The organism is Sediminicola arcticus (genome assembly GCF_040566695.1).
GTDB classification, from domain to species: Bacteria; Bacteroidota; Bacteroidia; order Flavobacteriales; family Flavobacteriaceae; genus Sediminicola; species Sediminicola arcticus.
In genome coordinates this window covers 1-18,777 of sequence record NZ_JBEXAE010000010.1, presented here as the reverse complement: position 1 = coordinate 18,777, position 18,777 = coordinate 1, and the positions used below count along the sequence as shown (strand labels likewise).

The following is an 18,777-nucleotide window of genomic DNA, read 5'->3' as shown; positions in this document are numbered from 1 at the left end:
AAAATAGTAGCTGAAGATCCTATTCAAGATCTGGCTAACACTTTTTACTTAAAACATAATAACATGAGTACAGAAACCATAAAAAAAGAAATATTACGAGGAGGACAATTCCTAGTAAAAGAAACAAACTGCGATGATATTTTTACCCTAGAGGATTTGTCTGAGGAACAGAAGATGATGCGCGATAGCACTAAGGAATTCGTAGATAGAGAACTTTGGACACAGTGGGAGCGTTTTGAAAAGAAAGATTATGCCTTTACAGAGGAATGCATGCGAAAAGCAGGCGAACTTGGCCTATTGAGCGTTGCCGTACCAGAATCCTATGGCGGAATGGGAATGGGATTTGTTTCCACAATGTTGGTTTGCGATTATATTTCGGGAGCCTCTGGTTCTTTTAGTACCGCATTTGGAGCCCATACTGGTATAGGAACTATGCCAATTACCTTATATGGAACAGAGGAACAAAAACAAAAATATGTTCCAAAATTAGCCTCAGGAGAATGGTTTGGAGCCTATTGCCTTACGGAGCCTGGAGCAGGTTCAGACGCCAATTCCGGTAAGACAAAAGCGGTTTTGTCCGAAGATGGAAAGCACTATAGCATTACAGGTCAGAAAATGTGGATCTCAAATGCTGGATTCTGTAATATGTTCATTGTTTTTGCCCGTATCGAGAATGATAAAAATATTACTGGATTTATTGTTGAAAACGATCCAAGTAATGGTATTTCAATGGGGGAGGAAGAGAAGAAATTAGGGATACATTCTTCTTCTACCCGTCAGGTGTTTTTCAATGAGACTAAAGTACCCGTCGAAAACTTGCTTTCAACGAGAGGTAATGGGTTCAAAATAGCAATGAACGCCCTAAATGTGGGGCGTATAAAACTAGCCGCTGCCTGTTTAGATGCTCAAAGAAGAGTGATTGGCGAGGCAACTAAGTATGCTAATGAACGTATCCAATTTAACACTCCAATCATCAATTTTGGGGCTATAAAAGCGAAAATAGCGAATATGGCCACTAATTGCTATGCAGACGAATCAGCTAGCTACAGGGCAGCAAAAAATATCGAAGATCGAATTGCTATAAGAGAGGCTGAAGGTACTTCACACCAAGAAGCTGAATTAAAAGGGGTTGAAGAATATGCCATTGAATGTTCCATTCTTAAAGTAGCAGTTTCAGAAGACGTCCAAAATACAGCAGATGAAGGGATACAAATATTTGGGGGAATGGGATTCTCTGCAGATACTCCTATGGAATCGGCATGGAGGGATGCCCGTATTTCCCGAATATACGAAGGAACTAACGAGATCAACCGTATGTTGGCTGTAGGAATGTTAGTTAAGAAAGCCATGAAAGGCCAAGTTGACCTTTTGGGCCCTGCTACAAAAGTAGGGGAAGAACTCATGGGGATACCTTCGTTTGAAACCCCTGATTTTTCCGAGCTATTCGCCGAGGAAAAAGATGTGTTAGCTAGACTGAAAAAAGTATTCTTGATGGTTGCCGGTGGCGCAGTTCAGAAATATGGACCAGAATTAGAAAACCATCAACAAATCATGCTGTCAGCTTCAGATATACTTATAGAGATCTATATGGCAGAATCAACACTTTTAAGAACCGAAAAGAATGCAAAACGTTTTGGGGAAAATGCCCAAGCCACCCAAATAGCAATGTCCAAATTGTACCTATACACAGCAGTAGACATCATCATCCAAAAAGGTAAAGAAGCTATCGTTTCTTTTGCAGAAGGTGACGAACAACGCATGATGCTAATGGGCTTAAAACGTTTTACCAAATATACCAATCAACCCAACGTGGTTTCCTTACGCACCCAGATTGCTGATCAGGTTGCAGCCGCTAATGGATACACTTTTGACTAATTTCAATTGATATCTAGACTACAAGGTCTTGCAAAAACCGCTCTACAAAAGGAGCGGTTTTTTTTATGTAAAAATGGTTGTTTTAGTATTGGGAACGGCCTAATTTTATAAAATGAAGAATGATCTATTACAGAAAGCATATGACCCAGAAGAATTTAGGTCAATGGCGCATCAATTAGTGGACCAATTGGCAGATCATTTGGATAACACCATCCATGAAAAGTCAGAAAAGACCATATCATGGAATACGCCAAAAGACGAACATGAATTTTGGATGGACTACTTAAAAAATGGAGATTCTAGGCAATTATTTCCAGAGGTCCTAAATCATACCATACACATTCACCATCCTAAATACATGGGGCATCAGGTAGCTCCTACCCTACCCATTACCGCCTTATCGGGCATGGTTGCTTCGGTACTGAACAATGGCATGGCCGTTTATGAAATGGGGATGGCACCAACCGCCATGGAGAGGATAATAACCGATTTTATTTGTAAAAAAATAGGTTACGATTCCAATTCAAATGGATTTTTGACCTCAGGAGGAACCCTTGCGAACCTTACCGCCCTCCTCGCAGCCCGTAAAGCCAAACTATCACACAATGTATGGAATGATGGTAATAATGAACGTTTAGGCATTATAGTAAGCGAAGAGGCTCATTACTGTGTGGATAGAGCTGCTAGAATAATGGGGTTAGGAGAAGAGGGAATCATAAAAATTCCAGCTACTAAAGATTTTGCTTTGGATACCAAACAATTGGAGTCCTATTACCAAAAAGCAGAAGAAAATGGAATTAAAGTGTTCGCCATCATAGGCAGTGCACCCTCCACCTCAACAGGTATTTTTGATGACTTAGAAACCATTGCGAATTTCAGCCATAAGCATAACCTATGGTTCCATGTAGATGGTGCCCATGGGGGAGCTTCTATATTTTCCAAAACATATAAATATTTAGTAAAGGGAATTGATATGGCAGATTCTGTAGTCATTGACGGACATAAGATGATGATGATGCCGGCATTAACCACTGCACTACTTTTCAAAGATGGGACCAACTCACATGCCACCTTTATCCAAAAAGCTGATTACTTATTGGAACAATCCGCTGAGGAAGACTGGTACAATTTGGCAAAACGTACTTTTGAATGCACCAAGACTATGATGAGCCTACATTGGTTTACACTATTAAAAATTTATGGAGCAGGCATTTTTGATGATTATGTAAACACTTTGTACGATTTAGGGCATCAGTTTGCCGCAATCATCAAAAAAGACAAAAGCTTTGACATAGCGGTTGAACCAATGAGCAATATTGTTTGTTTTAGATATGTAAACAAGGCTTTGGATAACCAAACTTTGAACAGCATCAATGAGAAAGTACGTCAAGCTCTCTTGGAAGATGGTGAATTTTATATCGTTCAGACTAAATTAAGGGGCATCCACTATTTAAGAACAACCCTAATGAATCCTTTCACAAATGAAAAACATTTAGTAGCATTATTAAACAAGATAAAAACATTGGTACATCCTATTCTGACACAATCCTAGGATTAATGGGAAAACCCCCAAGTTATGGGGGTTTAAATGTAGTTACTTCAAAAAGTGAAATTTCTTAATTATTAATAAGTCTACCCAATACTATTCCTTGCTACCGAAGGATTCCATAATCTTGGCCTCACTATCTTTTTTGGAGAAATTAATAGCACATTCTATCAAAGCCAAATGGGAATAAGCCTGAGGAAAATTACCCAATAAGCGTTTGGTCTTAAAATCTATATCTTCACTAAAAAGTCCCAAATGGTTGCTGTAGGACAATAATTTTTCAAAATGCTTAATTGCTTTTTCTTCCTCCCCTATCTTAAACAAACTATTGATAAACCAAAAAGTGCAGATTGTAAATGAAGAAGATGGCAGTCCAAAATCGTCCTCGTTTTTATACCGGTACATTAAGCCTTCATTACTCAATTCCTTCTCAATAGCTTTTACCGTACTCATAAATTTTGGATCCCTTGCCTCAATAAATCCATAGGATTCCATTAGAAGGACTGAAGCATCCAGATCTAGGGATCCATAGGACTGGGTAAATGATTGTTTCTCTTCGTTCCATGCATTGGCATAAATATCCTGTTTGATCTCCTGTTCCAATACCTTCCATTTTTTAATCTTATGTTTCTTTCCGAATATTTTGGCAACCTTTATAGCCCTATCCAAAGCAACCCAGCACAATATTTTTGAAAATGTAAAATGTCGATCTTCTGTACGAAACTCCCAAATTCCCTTGTCTGGTTCTTGCCAATGGTTGTTAACGATCCACACGATTCCCTTGGTGATAGTCCATAGTTCTTCTCCATTATCTATGTCGGTATCAAATTTCACCAACTGTTCATAGATCACATCCATCAAAATCCCATAAATATCATTTTGACGTTGTTTGTATGCTGCATTTCCAATCCGAACTGGCTTGGATCCTTTATAGCCGCTCAAATGATCCAAGGTTTCTTCAGTCAGGTTTTTCTCCTTATTGATGCCATACATGATCTGTAATTTTTCATCCTTATCAGGAATAATATCTATAATAAACTGTAAATATCTCTTGGCTATATTCTTATGTCCAAGTTCCGAAACGACCTTGATGACCATGGAGGCATCTCTTATCCAACAGAAACGATAATCCCAATTGCGAACTTCACCTATAGTTTCTGGTAAAGAGGTGGTAGCGGCCGCCAAAACGGCACCAGTCTTGTCATAGGTTAATAGTTTTAAGGTAAGTGCGCTACGAATGATCTGTTCATTAAATTTCTTATAGGTGGGCGTGCGTTCCACCCAGTTTAACCAATATACTTTGGTACGCTGAAGAAGAAGGTACATTTTCTTGGTGTCGGGCAAAAATATCTTTTCGTTATAACCCAACAAGAAATATCCTGATTCATTAAGTGCTATTTCTTCTCCATTAACCACCTTTTCTTTATCAAAGGATGTATAAAGAAATACCGTATCAAATTTTACTGCATGGGTAAGGCTAGCTATAAAATTGGGCTTAATATAACATATGGTTTCACCAAGTGCATATTCTAACTTAGGATTATAGACCACTTTAAATTTTGGACACCCTTTGATGTATTTGATATATCTCACAATCTCAGGCGGCGTATGACATCCGCCATCCTCACTATAGTAACGAGGCATAAAATCATGTACTTCAAAAGTATTTTGACCATCAGAGAAAGTAGTGATTAAAATACATGTATTTTCCTCGTATTCTTGTGCAATAGAATAGTCATCAGTAACCAATATTTCAAAACTACCTCCTTTTTCATCATCCAATATTTTGGCAAATACAGAAGAAGAATCAAATTCTGGCAAACAGCACCAATCCAATGAGCCATTCTTGGAAATTAGTGCAGCACTTCTACAATTTCCTATTATTCCATAGTCTAAATTATCCATATCCTAAATAAGCATTATTTACAACCCTTAAAGTTGCTTTTAGTATTCGTTTTGTCGAAATTTAGGAAAAAATAGAGCTATTTAATCCAAAATATTTCATTTTATGGGCAAAACTATCATAATCTCAAATAGACTACCTGTTCAATTACAAATTGATAATGATGAAATCACTGCCATACCAAGTGTAGGTGGATTAGCAACTGGAATGAAATCTGTGCATTCCGGAAGTGATAGTCTTTGGATTGGTTGGAGTGGTTTGACAGAGGAAGAGATTCCTAAAGAATTGGACCCTAAGATAGATAAGGCCCTTAAGGATAATGGTTGTTCTAAAGTTAGCCTGACGAGTGAGGAAATTGACGGTTTTTACTATGGTTTTAGCAACCGGACCATATGGCCCTTATTTCACTATTTTTTGGAATATGCAGAATTTGAAACGGACAGCTGGAACACGTATAAGGCTGTGAACCAAAAATTTGCTAATGCTATTTTAGAAAAGGCCGATGACGATGATGTTATTTGGGTTCATGACTATCAATTGATGTTAGTGCCTGAAATGGTCAAGGAAAAACGTCCTAATACCTCCATAGGCTTCTTTTTACATATTCCTTTTCCTTCATATGAAATATTTAGAACGTTGCCATGGCGGAAAGAAATTTTAAGGGGATTACTGGGATCGGACCTCATCGGTTTCCATACCTATGACTATGAACGTCATTTTTTAAGTTCCGTTAGGAGACTTTTGGGTCTGGAGGTAAGTTTTAATGAAATACACCTTGAAGAGAGGGTCATTAAAGTGGACTCCTTCCCTATGGGTATCGATTATAAGAAGTTTAGCGATGCGGCAAGCAAGCATGAGAAAAATACTGCCGACAAGCAATCCGAGTTACAGCGCAGACTTAATATACACAAAGAGTCGACCCCCGATGCCAAACTAATTCTATCCATAGATAGATTAGATTATTCCAAGGGGATCGCCAAACGACTAAATGCCTTTGAATATTTCCTCAACAAACACCCCGAGTACAAAGAAAAGGTAAGGCTAATTATCCTAGCCGTACCATCTAGATCCAATGTGCCTCAATACCAACTTTTAAAGAAAGAGATTGATGAATTAGTGGGGAGAATTAATGGGGAGTTTGCTACGGTAAGCTGGACCCCTATTTGGTACTTTTATAGGTCCATGCCCTTTGAAAATTTAATTGATCTATACACCTCTAGCGATATAGCCCTACTGACACCTATACGGGATGGAATGAATTTGGTAGCCAAAGAATATATTGCCACTAGAACTGATAAGACAGGAGTTCTTATTTTAAGTGAAATGGCTGGTTCTGCTAATGAAATGAACGAATCGCTGCTCATCAATCCAAATAATTTTGACCAAATATCCGATGCCCTCATCCAAGCAATTCACATGCCCAAGGAAGAGCAAATAGCGAGAAATAGCATATTACAAAAACGATTGGAGCGCTATAATGTGGAAAAATGGGCCAACGATTTTATGAAATCCCTTTTGGAGCAAAGAGAAACCACCCAAAAATTTATCTCCAAACTACTTTCTAAAAAAACCTTGGATAAGGTTATAGATCAATACCACTCATCCAAAAGAAGACTATTGTTCTTTGACTACGATGGTACGCTGTCCGGATTTCACGTAGATCCACAAAAGGCAGGTCCTGATGAAGATCTATACGATCTCTTGGACAATATAAATGCCCAAGACAATACGGATGTTTATCTGATTAGCGGACGGGATACAGACACCTTCAAACGATGGTTCCTACACAAAAAATACAATATGATTGCTGAGCATGGGGTTTGGCTATCCAAAGAAGGAGAAGATTTTACGCTATTGGAAAAGATAAAAAACGATTGGATGTCCAAGATAAGACCCGTATTGGAATCGTTTGTAGATAGGACACCAGGATCTTTTATTGAAGAAAAAAACTATTCTTTGGCGTGGCACTATAGAAATACGGACCCTGATTTTGGAAAAAAGAGAGCCACTGAACTAACGACCGTTTTGACTAGTCTCATAGCCAATGACGACCTCACAGTGCTTTCAGGAAACAAAGTGCTAGAAATAAAAAACAGTGGCGTAAACAAAGGCCGTGCCGCTATAAAAATGCTTACGGGCAATGATTATGATTTTGTATTTGCCATTGGGGATGATTGGACAGATGAGTATATGTTTGAAGAATTGCCCGATGATGCCGTTACTGTTAAAGTAGGAATGCAAAAGACCCAAGCCAAATATTACGTTGAAAACACCAAAAAGGTTAGGGATCTTTTGAGTAGATTTATAAAATAGTTTTCTACAATCAAAATTCTATGAAAAAATTACTGGCCATTCTGCTTTGTTATTTGCCCTTGGCGCTATACTGCCAAACAAATCCCGAGGTCTATCTCATGGATATTAAAAAAGTTGGGGATAGTGTGGTTTTTCTAAGCCCTATAAATATTTCAAATAATGAAGGGTATGACAACCAGCCTTCATTTTTTGATAATGAACACCTATTGTTTTCCTCTACCAAAGAAGGACAAACAGATATAAAAAAATACGAGATCAAGAATGGGAAAAGTTCTTGGCTATCGGATACCCAAAATGGAAGTGAATATTCTCCGTTTCGAATACTAGGCACAGATGACATTTCGGCTATTCGATTAGACAAAAACGGCACCCAATTATTATATCGATACTCCCTTTCCAAAACGGAGCCAGAAATTCTTTTAAAAGATTTGAAAGTAGGGTACCATCTTTGGTTCAATCCACATATTCTAATAACATCAGTCCTCACAGAGAAGGGAATGGACCTTTTGGTTACCAATTTTAAGGACAATTCAAATTATACCGTTCAAAAAAACGTAGGCAGATCGCTTCAAAGAATTCCAAACACCAATCTGATCAGTTATATTAGTAAGGAAGATCCTTTAGGAATCATTAAATCCTTAGATCCTATTACTGGGGCAACTAAAGAAATTATCCGCACATATTTAATGAAAGATGACGTGTGCTGGCTATCAGATGGTAGTTTATTTACTGGCTTTGGAAATAAACTTTTTAGTTACCATCCTAAAAAAGACAAAGATTGGAAGTTGGTCCACATTTTTGAGGGAACTGAAATTAATATAATTTCAAGATTGGCGGTCAACTCCAATGGGACACAACTGGCCATGGTAGCTGACATTTCCCCAGAAATAGTCGTGCAAAAACTGATAGAAGCTTTTAATTCCAGGGATGTTAATGGATTTTTAGATACGTTTTCCGAAGATGCCAACGTGTATGGCTATGGTGGTCTCCTCCTATATGAAGGCAAAGAAATGATTAAAAACGGATTTACTTCTTATTTTGATGCCACCCCTGATCTAAATTATAGCATCATAGAGAAAATGGTGCTGGATAATAAAGTATACCATGAAGCCTTGATCATCGCAAATGAAGAGACCGTTGAAACAACATATTTTTATACCGTGGTCAATGGAAAAATAGCTAGTCTTACCTATTATGTAGAGCCTTAACCTTGAAGAATAAAACCCATATCCTTCCGGTTATTATTTTTTCCCAGTTTGCCTGCACTTCTTTATGGTTCGCAGGGAATGCCATAGTAGGAGATTTAGCAGAATACCATAACCTTAAACCAGGATTGACAGGGCTAATGCTGTCTTCCGTGCAATTAGGATTTATTTCTGGCACCTTAGTATTCGCTGCCTTGATGCTCGTTGATCGATTCTCGCCTTCCAAACTCTTTTTAGGTTGTGCCATCCTGGCTGCCTCCTGCAATGCACTACTCCTTTTAGATCACCTAACAGAATTTAGGCTGCTATCTGCAAGATTTACCACTGGCTTTTTCTTGGCAGGTATTTATCCGGTAGGGATGAAAATTGCATCCGATTATTATGAAAAAGGACTAGGTAAAGCTCTGGGATTTCTTGTTGGTGCTTTGGTATTGGGCACTTCCTTTCCCCACGCGATTAAAGGAATGTCCCTGGGCACCGATTACACTTCAGTAATCATAATAACCTCATGCTTAGCTATTTGTGGTGGATTTTCCATGTATTTATTCGTGCCCAATGGCCCCTTTAGACGACCCAGCACTCTTTTACAGCTCAAAGCGGGGATTACGCTTTTTAAAATACCGACTTTTAAAAAAGCCGCCTTTGGTTATTTTGGTCATATGTGGGAGCTTTATGCCTTTTGGGCATTCCTCCCTTTTGCAATTAGAACGTTCAATTCGGTAAGTAATACCAATGTTCCTGTTTCCATTTGGGTCTTTATAATAATTGCCTTAGGCTTTATTTCTTGTATCCTTGGAGGATATATTTCCCTAAAAAAAGGCAGTAAAAAAGTAGCCGTTTTGTCTTTAGTTATTTCCGGTGCATTATGCTTTATTTCTCCTCTGCTATTTCAATTGCCATCCCCTTACTTTTTACTTTTATTTTCCTTCTGGGGCATGGTCGTAGTATCCGATTCCCCTCAATTTTCTACCATGGTGGCTTCTTCTGCTCCGGCTCAATTAAAAGGCACAGCCTTGACCCTTGTTAACTGTATCGGTTTTTCTATCAGTATTGTGAGTATACAGGTATTATCAGTATTGGTAGATCGTATGGATCCCACTTATATATTTACCATTTTAGGAATTGGGCCTATCTTTGGATTAATAAGTATACTCAAAAAATCCTCTTAACAATTTCTTAAGATTTTATAAGACACTATAGCCGTAAATTACCGCCACAAAAACTATATGATGAAAAAACTACTTACCCCCGTATTTATTCTTTTAACTACGGTGTTGTTTGCACAAACAGACCAACGTGTTTATGACATAATCAATGCTGTATCCTCTGAACGAATTCAGAAAGATGTAACTACACTAGTAAATTTCGGAACCAGACATACCTTAAGTGATACTATATCCAAAACTAGGGGCATTGGTGCTGCTAGAAGATGGATAAAAAGTGAGTTTGAAAAAATTTCAACCACATGCGGAGATTGTTTGGAGGTTTCCTATCACAAAGATTTGGTGAAAAAGGATGAGAATTCCAGAATTGTTAAAGACGTAGAAGTCGTAAACGTGGTGGCTATTCAGAGGGGAACTAAATATCCTAACCGCTACATCATTATGAGTGGGGATATTGATTCTAGAGTAAGTGATCCTGCCAATTTCACTTCAGAATCTCCAGGAGCCAATGACAATGCCAGCGGAATGGCAGGTACTATAGAGGCTGCTCGTGTTTTATCAAAATACAGATTCGAGAACAGTATTATATATTTAGGACTTTCCGGAGAAGAGCAAGGGCTTTTTGGTGGTCAAGGTTTGGTGAAAAGTGCCAAAGAAAAAGGATGGGACATCATTGGTATCTTCAATAATGATATGATAGGAAACATTAAAGGGGTAGATGGAATTATCAGCAATACCGATTTTCGAATATTTTCTGAGCCAGTACCTCCTACAGAAACTGAAAGAGAACGAAATATGCGCCGCTTTTATGGGGGTGAGGTTGATGGAATTTCTAGACAATTGGCTCGTTACGTTCACAAAAATGTAAAAACCTATATGCCAGAAATGAATCCTATGATGATTTATCGATTGGACCGATTTGGACGTGGAGGACATCATAGACCATTTAACGATGCAGGCTATGCAGGAATCCGTATTATGGAAGCTCATGAAAATTACACCCAACAACATCAAGACATACGTGTGGAGGATGGTATTGCCTATGGTGATGTATTAAAACACGTGAATTTTGATTATGCTCGTAAATTAACCGCTGTAAATGCTATTAATATGGCTTCTCTGGCCTGGGCTCCACCAGCCCCAAAAGAAGTTAAAATAGGCGGTATTGTAGAACCATCGGCAAAATTTGAATGGAGTAAAGTAGAAGGTGCTATTGGTTACAAAATTTATTGGAGGGATACCACTTCACCTACTTGGGACCACAGCAGATTGGTAGGTGATGTTACTGAGTTTACCTTGGAAGGTATTGTGATTGATAATTTCTTCTTTGGTGTTTCTGCCGTTGGAAAAGACGGATTTGAAAGCGTTGTGGTATTTCCAAACGCCATCCTGAGAGAGTAATTTATTTATGGCCCATAGTTGTTCACATCCTTATGGAAAGAACTATAAGCCTTTTTAGATAACTTCAACTAAACGCTACCTATTATAACCCAATATCCCATGAAAAAAGCAACATATACCGTATTGGTTGCCATTTTAATTATTGGATTTGTATCGGCCCAAGAGCCGTTTACGGAACAGGATACATTAAGAGGGAGCATAACTCCCGAACGTGCTTGGTGGGACCTCAACTTTTATCATTTGGATATCAAGGTAGACCCAGACAATAAATTTATCTCTGGTTCCAATACCATACGCTATACTGTTTTGGAGCAAAAGCAAGTGCTTCAAGTAGACTTGCAGCCACCTTTAAAAATTGAGAAAATTACCCAAGATGGTAAAGATCTTATGTTCACCTCCAATATCAACGCGCATTTTGTTTCCCTACAGAAACCACAAAAAAGAGGAGCCATTAATGAGGTCATGATAACGTATTCTGGTCACCCAAAAGAGGCTATAAATGCTCCTTGGGACGGAGGATTCTCTTGGAAAAAGGACAGGAATGGAAAGCATTTTGTTGCCACTTCTTGCCAAGGCCTTGGGGCAAGTGTTTGGTGGCCCAATAAAGACCATATGTATGATGAGGTAGATAGTATGGCCATAAGCGTGGAAGTCCCCAAAAATCTCATGGAAGTCTCCAATGGTAGACTATCGAAGAAAGAATCACATGAAAAGACCAATACATATCATTGGTATGTAAACAACCCCATCAACAATTATGGCGTAAATGTTAACATTGGGGATTATGTGCATTTTGGAGAGGTCTTTGAAGGTGAAAAAGGTCCATTGACCATGGACTACTATGTGCTTCGGGATAATTTAGTGAACGCAAAAACACAATATTTAGATGCGCCTAAAATGATGAAGGCCTTTGAGCATTGGTTTGGACCCTACCCTTTTTACGAAGACGGATATAAACTAGTTGAAGTTCCTTATTTAGGGATGGAACACCAAAGTTCTGTAACGTATGGAAATGGGTTTCAAAATGGCTATTTAGGACGTGATCTTTCAGGTACGGGTTGGGGACTAAAATTTGATTTTATCATCATCCACGAATCGGGCCACGAATGGTTCGCCAATAATATCACCGACAGGGACACTGCGGATATGTGGCTCCATGAAAGCTTTACGGCTTATTCAGAAAATTTATTTTTGGACTTTTACTATGGGAAAGAAGCTTCTTCTTCTTACGTGATAGGCACGCGTAAAAATATTGAAAACAATAAACCCATAATAGGGCCCTATAATGTTAATAAAACAGGAGGTGACATCTATTATAAAGGAGCCAATGTATTACACACCTTAAGACAGCTTTTAGAGAATGATGATAAATGGAGAGCAATATTAAGGGGTCTCAATAAGGAGTTTTATCACCAAACTGTCACCACACAACAGGTAGAGAATTATTTGAGCCAACATACAGGAATTGATCTTACAGCTTACTTTAACCAATATCTGCGCACGACCAAAATTCCAATACTGGAATACAAATTGTATAAAAATGAGCTTCGCTATCGCTATACCAATATCGTGGAAGATTTTGACATGCCCGTGCTTATGCATTTGGATGATCAGCAATTATGGATATTCCCTACCAGTGAATGGAAGTCGACAACGCTTCAGAATAGTGTGATAAATATAAAGCCTGATGCTAATTTTTTCATTTATTCCTCTAAAATATAATGAAATTCAGAAAAAATATTTGACCTTAAACTAGTTCATTATAACATCATTAACTTTGAAAAAACACTCTTCATATACTGCTTAAATATAATAGATACTTGATATCAAATGCTGTCTTATAGGGAACTACCTACAAACTGTATATTTTACACCTATATAAAAATATGGGTCGTCAAAAAAATGAATATTTCCGCTATTATTATGCAGATAATAATAAATCTACATCCAAGTAAATCATAATTAATAGTAAATTAACCGCTCTTTAAAAAAATTAAAATGTCATATGAAAACTTTTAAATTCTTTCTTTTAAATATCTTATTCTTCACAGTAATTATCTCTTGTAAGGATAACAAGGAGCCGATTGCCCAAAACAACAATTTTAAAGTAGAATTTGAAAAGTTCACTTTGGACAATGGTTTACAGGTGATTTTTCATGTAGATAAATCCGATCCAGTTGTAGCCGTGGCATTAACAAGTCATGTTGGTTCGGCTCGGGAAATTGAAGGTCGTACCGGATTTGCACATCTCTTTGAACACTTGTTATTTCTAGAATCTGAGAACTTGGGAAAAGGGGGATTGGATAAAATGAGTGCCCGTATTGGTGGCTCAGGTGCAAATGGCTCCACTAGTAGGGACCGCACCAATTATTTCCAAACGGTACCAAAAGATGCCCTTGAAAAAATGATATGGGCAGAAGCTGACAAATTGGGGTTTTTTATAAATACTGTGACAGAACCAGTACTTGCCAAAGAAAAGCAGGTAGTTAAAAATGAAAAAAGGCAAAGCTACGACAATAGGCCTTACGGACATAATTCCTATGTCATCGGCAAAAATTTATACCCCAAAGACCACCCCTACAATTGGCAGGTAATAGGCTCGTTGGAAGATCTTCAAAATGCCACCTTAAAAGATGTCAAGGAATTTTATAACCGATGGTATGTCCCCAACAACGTAACCCTTACCATTGCAGGCGATTTTGATCCTGGGCAAGCAAAAGAATGGGTCGAAAAATATTTTGGTGAAATAAAGCGCGGGAAGGATATTCCCGAAATGGAAAAAAAGCCCGTTACCTTAACTGAAACGAAAAAGCGCTATTACGAGGACAATTTTGCTAGACTTCCCCAATTAACGCTAACATGGCCTACCGTTTATGAATACCATCCAGATGCTTATGCCTTAGAAGTATTGGGCAATTACCTTACCCAAGGTAAAAAAGCACCTCTTTATAAAACGTTGGTAGAACAACAGAAACTAACGGATGAAGTAGAACTTTACCAAAGAAGCTCTGAAATTGCAGGAGAATATATTTTACAGGTCACGGCCTTCGAGAACACAGATTTAACAAAAGTATATAATACCATAAACGAAGGGTTTGTTAATTTTGAAAAAAAAGGGATTTCCCAAAAAGACTTGGATCGTATTAAAGCCGGCCAAGAAACCAATTTTTATAACAGTTTATCTAGTGTTCTTGGTAAAGGCTTCCAATTGGCTCAATATGAAATCTTTGCTGGAGACCCTGGCTTCATTAACCAGGATATAAAAAATATCCTTGAGGTGACCACTTCCGATGTAATGAGGGTCTACAATACCTATGTAAAAGGGAAGCATTACGTGGCCACTAGCTTTGTCCCTAAAGGCATGGCAAATCTTGCCTTGGAAGGTTCCACTATGGCCGAAGTTGCGGAGGAAAAAATTATTGAAGGAGCCGAGGAATCTTTTGATGCCAGTATTGCTGCGGACTATGAAAAAACACCTTCTAGTTTCGATAGAAGCAAGGAACCTCCTTATGGAGCCAGTCCAGATGTAAAAGTCCCTAACGTATGGAAAGAAACGTTATCCTCAGGACTAAAACTCTATGGCATAGAAAATAGCGAAGTGCCTTTAGTACAGTTTCTAATGCAAATTAAAGGAGGTATGTTGTTGGAAGATGCAAATAAAATTGGAGTTTCAAACGTACTCGCACAATTATTGACCAAAGGAACTAAAAACAAATCCCCAGAGGAACTAGAAAATGCTATTGAAAGTTTAGGAGCCTCCGTAAATACCTATGCTACAGATCAGTCTATCATTATTTCGGGAAATACACTTACAAAGAACTATGCAGAAACAGTTAATTTAATTCAGGAAATACTTCTAGAACCACGCTGGGACGAAAAAGAATTTGATTTGTTAAAACAAAGTATTTTAAGTCAAATAGAACAAGAAAAAGCCAATCCTAATAATATAGCTTCCAACGAATTTGCCAAGTTAATTTACGGACAAGATCACATCCTATCCCACAATAATATAGGCACCAAAGAATCAGTGGAGCGTATTACTATGGAGGACCTAAAAGTATACTACAATTTAAACATTTCCCCTTCTGTCACCAATTTTCATGTCGTGGGAGATGTACAAGCAACCGCGGTTAAAAAATCATTAGAAGGGATAAATGACACATGGGAGTCCAAAGAAATTAAATTTCCCATGGTAGCCGCTCCCCAAGTACCTGGAAAATCAAAGGTATATTTCTATGATGTCCCGGGAGCTAAACAATCTGTCATTAACATTGGATATCCTGCCCTAGCAGCAACGGATAAAGATTTTTATCCCGCTGAAGTTTTGAATTATCGTCTTGGTGGGGGCGGATTTGCATCTCAATTAACACAACAGCTACGAGAAGGAAAAGGGTACACCTATGGCATTCGTTCTAGTTTTAATGGCTCTAATTTCAAAGGCCCATTTACGATCTCTAGTGGTGTTCGTTCTAATGTAACCTTTGAATCTGTTGATTTAATAAAAGAGATTTTAAACAATTATGGAAAGAATTTCAATGACGAAGACATGGAAGTAACCAAAAGTTATTTGATAAAAAGTAACGCTAGGGCCTTTGAAACCTTAAGATCCAAGCTTGGCATGTTAAGTGACATCAGCAATTATAACTACCCTATTGATTATGCCAAACTCAACGAAAAAATTGTAAAGGATTTTACGGTAGAAGAAATCAAAAATATGGCCAGTAGTTATTTAGATCCCAACAAAATGATCTATCTGATCGTGGGTGATGCGAAAACCCAATTAAAGAAATTGGAACAGCTTGGATTTGGTGCTCCGGTTCTTTTAAATAAGCAATAGCATAAACTCGAATTATTAAATATTGGCGGTAAACTTCTTTGGAAGCTTACCGCTTATTTTTTGTTTAGAGTGATAGAAAATAGTGTTTAAGGGAAAATTGGATAGCAGAGCCTTCAAATTAGAATATTTATGGGTATTTTAGAGTCACTTAGTAATTGGGGTAACCCCATTGCAAAATTGGCTAAATACCATTCTAGTTATTACCCGAAACCGTTAACGCAATTCAAAATTACATGATACCATATGTACAAAACATTTCAGAAAAACTTTTGTCTTCCTTAGAGGATAATTGGACAATGTTCATTAGGCAAATACCTGGGATTCTTTTAGCTATTCTCATCGTGGCATTAGGAGTTTTCATCTCAAAAAAAATTGGGAACCTTTCACGCAAAGTTATTTCCAAAAAGTCAGATAACCCCATCATGGTCAACTTCCTGGCCAAAAGAATCAAATTAGTGTTATATACTTTGGTTATTATGTATGCCTTGGAAGTGGCAGGGCTTCAAAGCATTGCCACTGGTATTTTTACCGCTGCGGGTGCCTCTGCAGTAATTATAGGTTTTGCTTTTAGGGATATTGGAGAAAATTTCATCTCCGGGATCATCCTTTCATTTAATAGACCGTTCAATGTGAATGAAACAGTAAGTATAGGTGATATTTTTGGAAAGGTAAAGAATATTGAATTCCGGTACACCAAGCTAAGGACATTTGATGGGCGAGATGTGTACATTCCTAATAGCGATGTCATAAAAAAAACCAGTTTTCAATTATACTGAAGGTGGATTTTTCCGCTTCGATTTTCTAGTAGGCATAGCCTATGAAGACAATATTGTTGATGCAGAAAACCTAATAAAACAAGTAGTGAGGAATACAATTGGCGTTTTTGAGGACGAGGCACATTCTAATTTTGTAATTACCGATGCATTAGCTGTAAGTACGGTAAACCTCAAAGTGCACTTTTGGATCAACACCTTTGAATATGGAAAGGAAGCGTTAATGATTAAAGGCAAAGTAATCACTAACGTAAAAGAGGCACTTCTCAAGTAAGGATTTAGCCTGCCAACAGATATCAACGAGCTAAAACTATACGGAACGCAGACCTCCATTCCTGCTAGTATAACCAAGTAATTTCGAATACATCTCAAATACTAAAATTTAACTATAAAGCATTATTTGCTCCTTGGTAAATGAATCTAGTGAATACATTATTGTTTACCTTAGGGAAAAGATTTCTTGTTCCCCTTACTATAATTTTATTTAAACAACCTTGGATATCGTTTTTCAAGAGTCTTGGTGGTAAAAGATGAAGTCTGTATTTTGGTAAATCTTTCTATTATGAAAACCCACTACAACATTATTATTGCTGGTGCAGGCGGTATAGCCGAGGCTACAGCCCTTATCTTGGCTGAATGGAGTTCTGTAACCCCGACTATTTACATAGGCAACCGTACCTTAAAAAAAGCTCAGAAAGTATCTCAATGGATCCAAGAAGGCACTACAAAAACCTGCAAGGTCATTCCCTTTCTTTTGAATACAAATACAATTACTGATGAAATGAAGGGGATATTTGAAAAGGGAGATGCTTTACTAGATTGTCTTCCTGGAAGCCTAGCCCCAAAAATGGCCCAATTTGCAAATGATTTTGGTCTGTATTATGGCAATCTGACTGAATATGTAGCCGAAACCGATCAAATCATAAAATTAACCCAGAATACAACTACAGGTTTTGTGCTACAGACTGGACTCGCACCAGGATATATTAATGTTTTGGCCAATTATCTATTCCAAGAATTTTGCAAAGATTTTAACGTTAAAGAGGTAGATACTTTAGAATTTAAAGTAGGGGCTTTAACTATCAATGCCGTGGCTCCTTACTATTACGGATATACTTGGAGTCCAATTGGTGTGGCCACAGAATATATAAAGGATACCATTGTAATTCGTGATTTCAAAAAGGGTAGCCTTCCCTCCCTCTCCGAAAGGGCTGGTATTATTATAAACGGTTTAACTTTTGAAGAAGACCTCACTTCTGGAGGCGCGGCAGATTTACCCGACGCATTAAAAGGGAAGGTCAAATCCCTAGATTATAAAACCTTAAGGCACCCAGGCCATTATAGTTGGGTAGAGAAGCAGTTATTGAAGAGGGATCCAAAAGTAGATCCTATCGCTGATCTTCAACAAAGAATGACATCAAACATTCCAAATGTTGAAGAGGATCAAGTAGTACTTTATGCCGCAGTGCAAGGAAATGACGCCAAAGGCATCTTAAGAAGACGTGAAGTAACAAAAATAATTCTTCCGCAAAAGGTAGGCCGTCATCAATTAAGGGCCATACAGACCACTACTGCAGTACCCTTACTACAATCCATCCAATGGCTGCTAGAGACTAGACAGAAAGGAATTAAACTACAAAGTCAATTACCTTCCGAATACTTTTTAAATGGCAATTTTGTAGTCCCTGTTTACGGGAAGGTATAATTATAATACTCCCCAATTTTAGGACAGCAAGTTAAGTTGTAATTTAACCCTGTCAA

At 37.9% G+C, this 18,777-nt stretch carries 12 protein-coding genes; 11 read left to right on the top strand and 1 reads right to left on the bottom strand.

The features are described from left to right. Window positions 1–63 precede the first annotated feature (63 nt). Together ABXZ36_RS15085 and ABXZ36_RS15080 are read left to right on the top strand one after the other, a co-directional pair. Window positions 64–1,875 (top strand): acyl-CoA dehydrogenase FadE, encoded by a 1,812-nt coding sequence (locus ABXZ36_RS15085; protein ID WP_354616513.1) that lies wholly within the window; start codon window positions 64–66, stop codon window positions 1,873–1,875. Between the two features lie 112 nt (window positions 1,876–1,987). Continuing rightward, complete coding sequence (locus ABXZ36_RS15080; RefSeq protein WP_354616512.1) at window positions 1,988–3,427, top strand: pyridoxal phosphate-dependent decarboxylase family protein; 1,440 nt, start codon at window positions 1,988–1,990, stop codon at window positions 3,425–3,427. A gap of 90 nt (window positions 3,428–3,517) precedes the next feature. Here the strand turns inward: ABXZ36_RS15080 and ABXZ36_RS15075 are convergent, their stop codons facing one another. Next, a complete protein-coding gene (locus tag ABXZ36_RS15075; RefSeq protein ID WP_354616511.1) occupies window positions 3,518–5,326 on the bottom strand; it encodes a glycoside hydrolase family 15 protein in 1,809 nt (602 codons plus the stop codon). 103 nt (window positions 5,327–5,429) lie between these two features. Here ABXZ36_RS15075 and ABXZ36_RS15070 point away from each other — a divergent pair, with 103 nt between their 5' ends. The 9 genes from ABXZ36_RS15070 to ABXZ36_RS15030 all read left to right on the top strand — a co-directional run bounded on the left by ABXZ36_RS15070 (window position 5,430) and on the right by ABXZ36_RS15030 (window position 18,721). Continuing rightward, window positions 5,430–7,637, top strand: coding sequence for a bifunctional alpha,alpha-trehalose-phosphate synthase (UDP-forming)/trehalose-phosphatase (locus ABXZ36_RS15070; protein ID WP_354616510.1), 2,208 nt, complete (start codon window positions 5,430–5,432; stop codon window positions 7,635–7,637). Window positions 7,638–7,657: 20 nt separating this feature from the next. Beyond that, a complete protein-coding gene (locus tag ABXZ36_RS15065; protein WP_354616509.1) occupies window positions 7,658–8,845 on the top strand; it encodes a nuclear transport factor 2 family protein in 1,188 nt (395 codons plus the stop codon). A gap of 2 nt (window positions 8,846–8,847) precedes the next feature. Then, window positions 8,848–10,011 carry an MFS transporter gene (locus tag ABXZ36_RS15060; protein ID WP_354616508.1) on the top strand — a complete coding sequence of 388 codons (1,164 nt, stop codon included), beginning with the start codon at window positions 8,848–8,850 and terminating at the stop codon, window positions 10,009–10,011. Between the two features lie 60 nt (window positions 10,012–10,071). Beyond that, window positions 10,072–11,406 carry a M28 family peptidase gene (locus tag ABXZ36_RS15055; protein WP_354616507.1) on the top strand — a complete coding sequence of 445 codons (1,335 nt, stop codon included), beginning with the start codon at window positions 10,072–10,074 and terminating at the stop codon, window positions 11,404–11,406. Window positions 11,407–11,505: 99 nt separating this feature from the next. After that, the gene (locus tag ABXZ36_RS15050) at window positions 11,506–13,128 is read left to right on the top strand and encodes a M1 family metallopeptidase (protein ID WP_354616506.1); all 1,623 of its coding nucleotides are present in this window, start codon (window positions 11,506–11,508) and stop codon (window positions 13,126–13,128) included. A 283-nt stretch (window positions 13,129–13,411) separates the two neighbouring features. Further along, the gene (locus ABXZ36_RS15045; RefSeq protein WP_354616505.1) at window positions 13,412–16,243 is read left to right on the top strand and encodes a M16 family metallopeptidase; all 2,832 of its coding nucleotides are present in this window, start codon (window positions 13,412–13,414) and stop codon (window positions 16,241–16,243) included. A 233-nt stretch (window positions 16,244–16,476) separates the two neighbouring features. After that, window positions 16,477–17,019, top strand: coding sequence for a mechanosensitive ion channel family protein (locus tag ABXZ36_RS15040; RefSeq protein WP_354616504.1), 543 nt, complete (start codon window positions 16,477–16,479; stop codon window positions 17,017–17,019). Window positions 17,020–17,104: 85 nt separating this feature from the next. Beyond that, window positions 17,105–17,290 carry a hypothetical protein gene (locus ABXZ36_RS15035; RefSeq protein ID WP_354616503.1) on the top strand — a complete coding sequence of 62 codons (186 nt, stop codon included), beginning with the start codon at window positions 17,105–17,107 and terminating at the stop codon, window positions 17,288–17,290. Window positions 17,291–17,578: 288 nt separating this feature from the next. Next, entirely contained in the window at window positions 17,579–18,721 is a 1,143-nt protein-coding gene (locus ABXZ36_RS15030; RefSeq protein WP_354616502.1) for a saccharopine dehydrogenase family protein, read from the top strand. Window positions 18,722–18,777 lie beyond the last annotated feature (56 nt).

Bases quoted from the DNA above. Each gene is read 5' to 3' on its own strand.
- ABXZ36_RS15085 (WP_354616513.1), top strand. From the start codon at position 64: ATGAGTACAGAAACCATAAAAAAAGAAATATTACGAGGAGGACAATTC.
- ABXZ36_RS15080 (WP_354616512.1), top strand. From the start codon at position 1,988: ATGAAGAATGATCTATTACAGAAAGCATATGACCCAGAAGAATTTAGG.
- ABXZ36_RS15075 (WP_354616511.1), bottom strand. From the start codon at position 5,326: ATGGATAATTTAGACTATGGAATAATAGGAAATTGTAGAAGTGCTGCA.
- ABXZ36_RS15070 (WP_354616510.1), top strand. From the start codon at position 5,430: ATGGGCAAAACTATCATAATCTCAAATAGACTACCTGTTCAATTACAA.
- ABXZ36_RS15065 (WP_354616509.1), top strand. From the start codon at position 7,658: ATGAAAAAATTACTGGCCATTCTGCTTTGTTATTTGCCCTTGGCGCTA.
- ABXZ36_RS15055 (WP_354616507.1), top strand. From the start codon at position 10,072: ATGAAAAAACTACTTACCCCCGTATTTATTCTTTTAACTACGGTGTTG.
- ABXZ36_RS15050 (WP_354616506.1), top strand. From the start codon at position 11,506: ATGAAAAAAGCAACATATACCGTATTGGTTGCCATTTTAATTATTGGA.
- ABXZ36_RS15045 (WP_354616505.1), top strand. From the start codon at position 13,412: ATGAAAACTTTTAAATTCTTTCTTTTAAATATCTTATTCTTCACAGTA.
- ABXZ36_RS15040 (WP_354616504.1), top strand. From the start codon at position 16,477: ATGATACCATATGTACAAAACATTTCAGAAAAACTTTTGTCTTCCTTA.
- ABXZ36_RS15030 (WP_354616502.1), top strand. From the start codon at position 17,579: ATGAAAACCCACTACAACATTATTATTGCTGGTGCAGGCGGTATAGCC.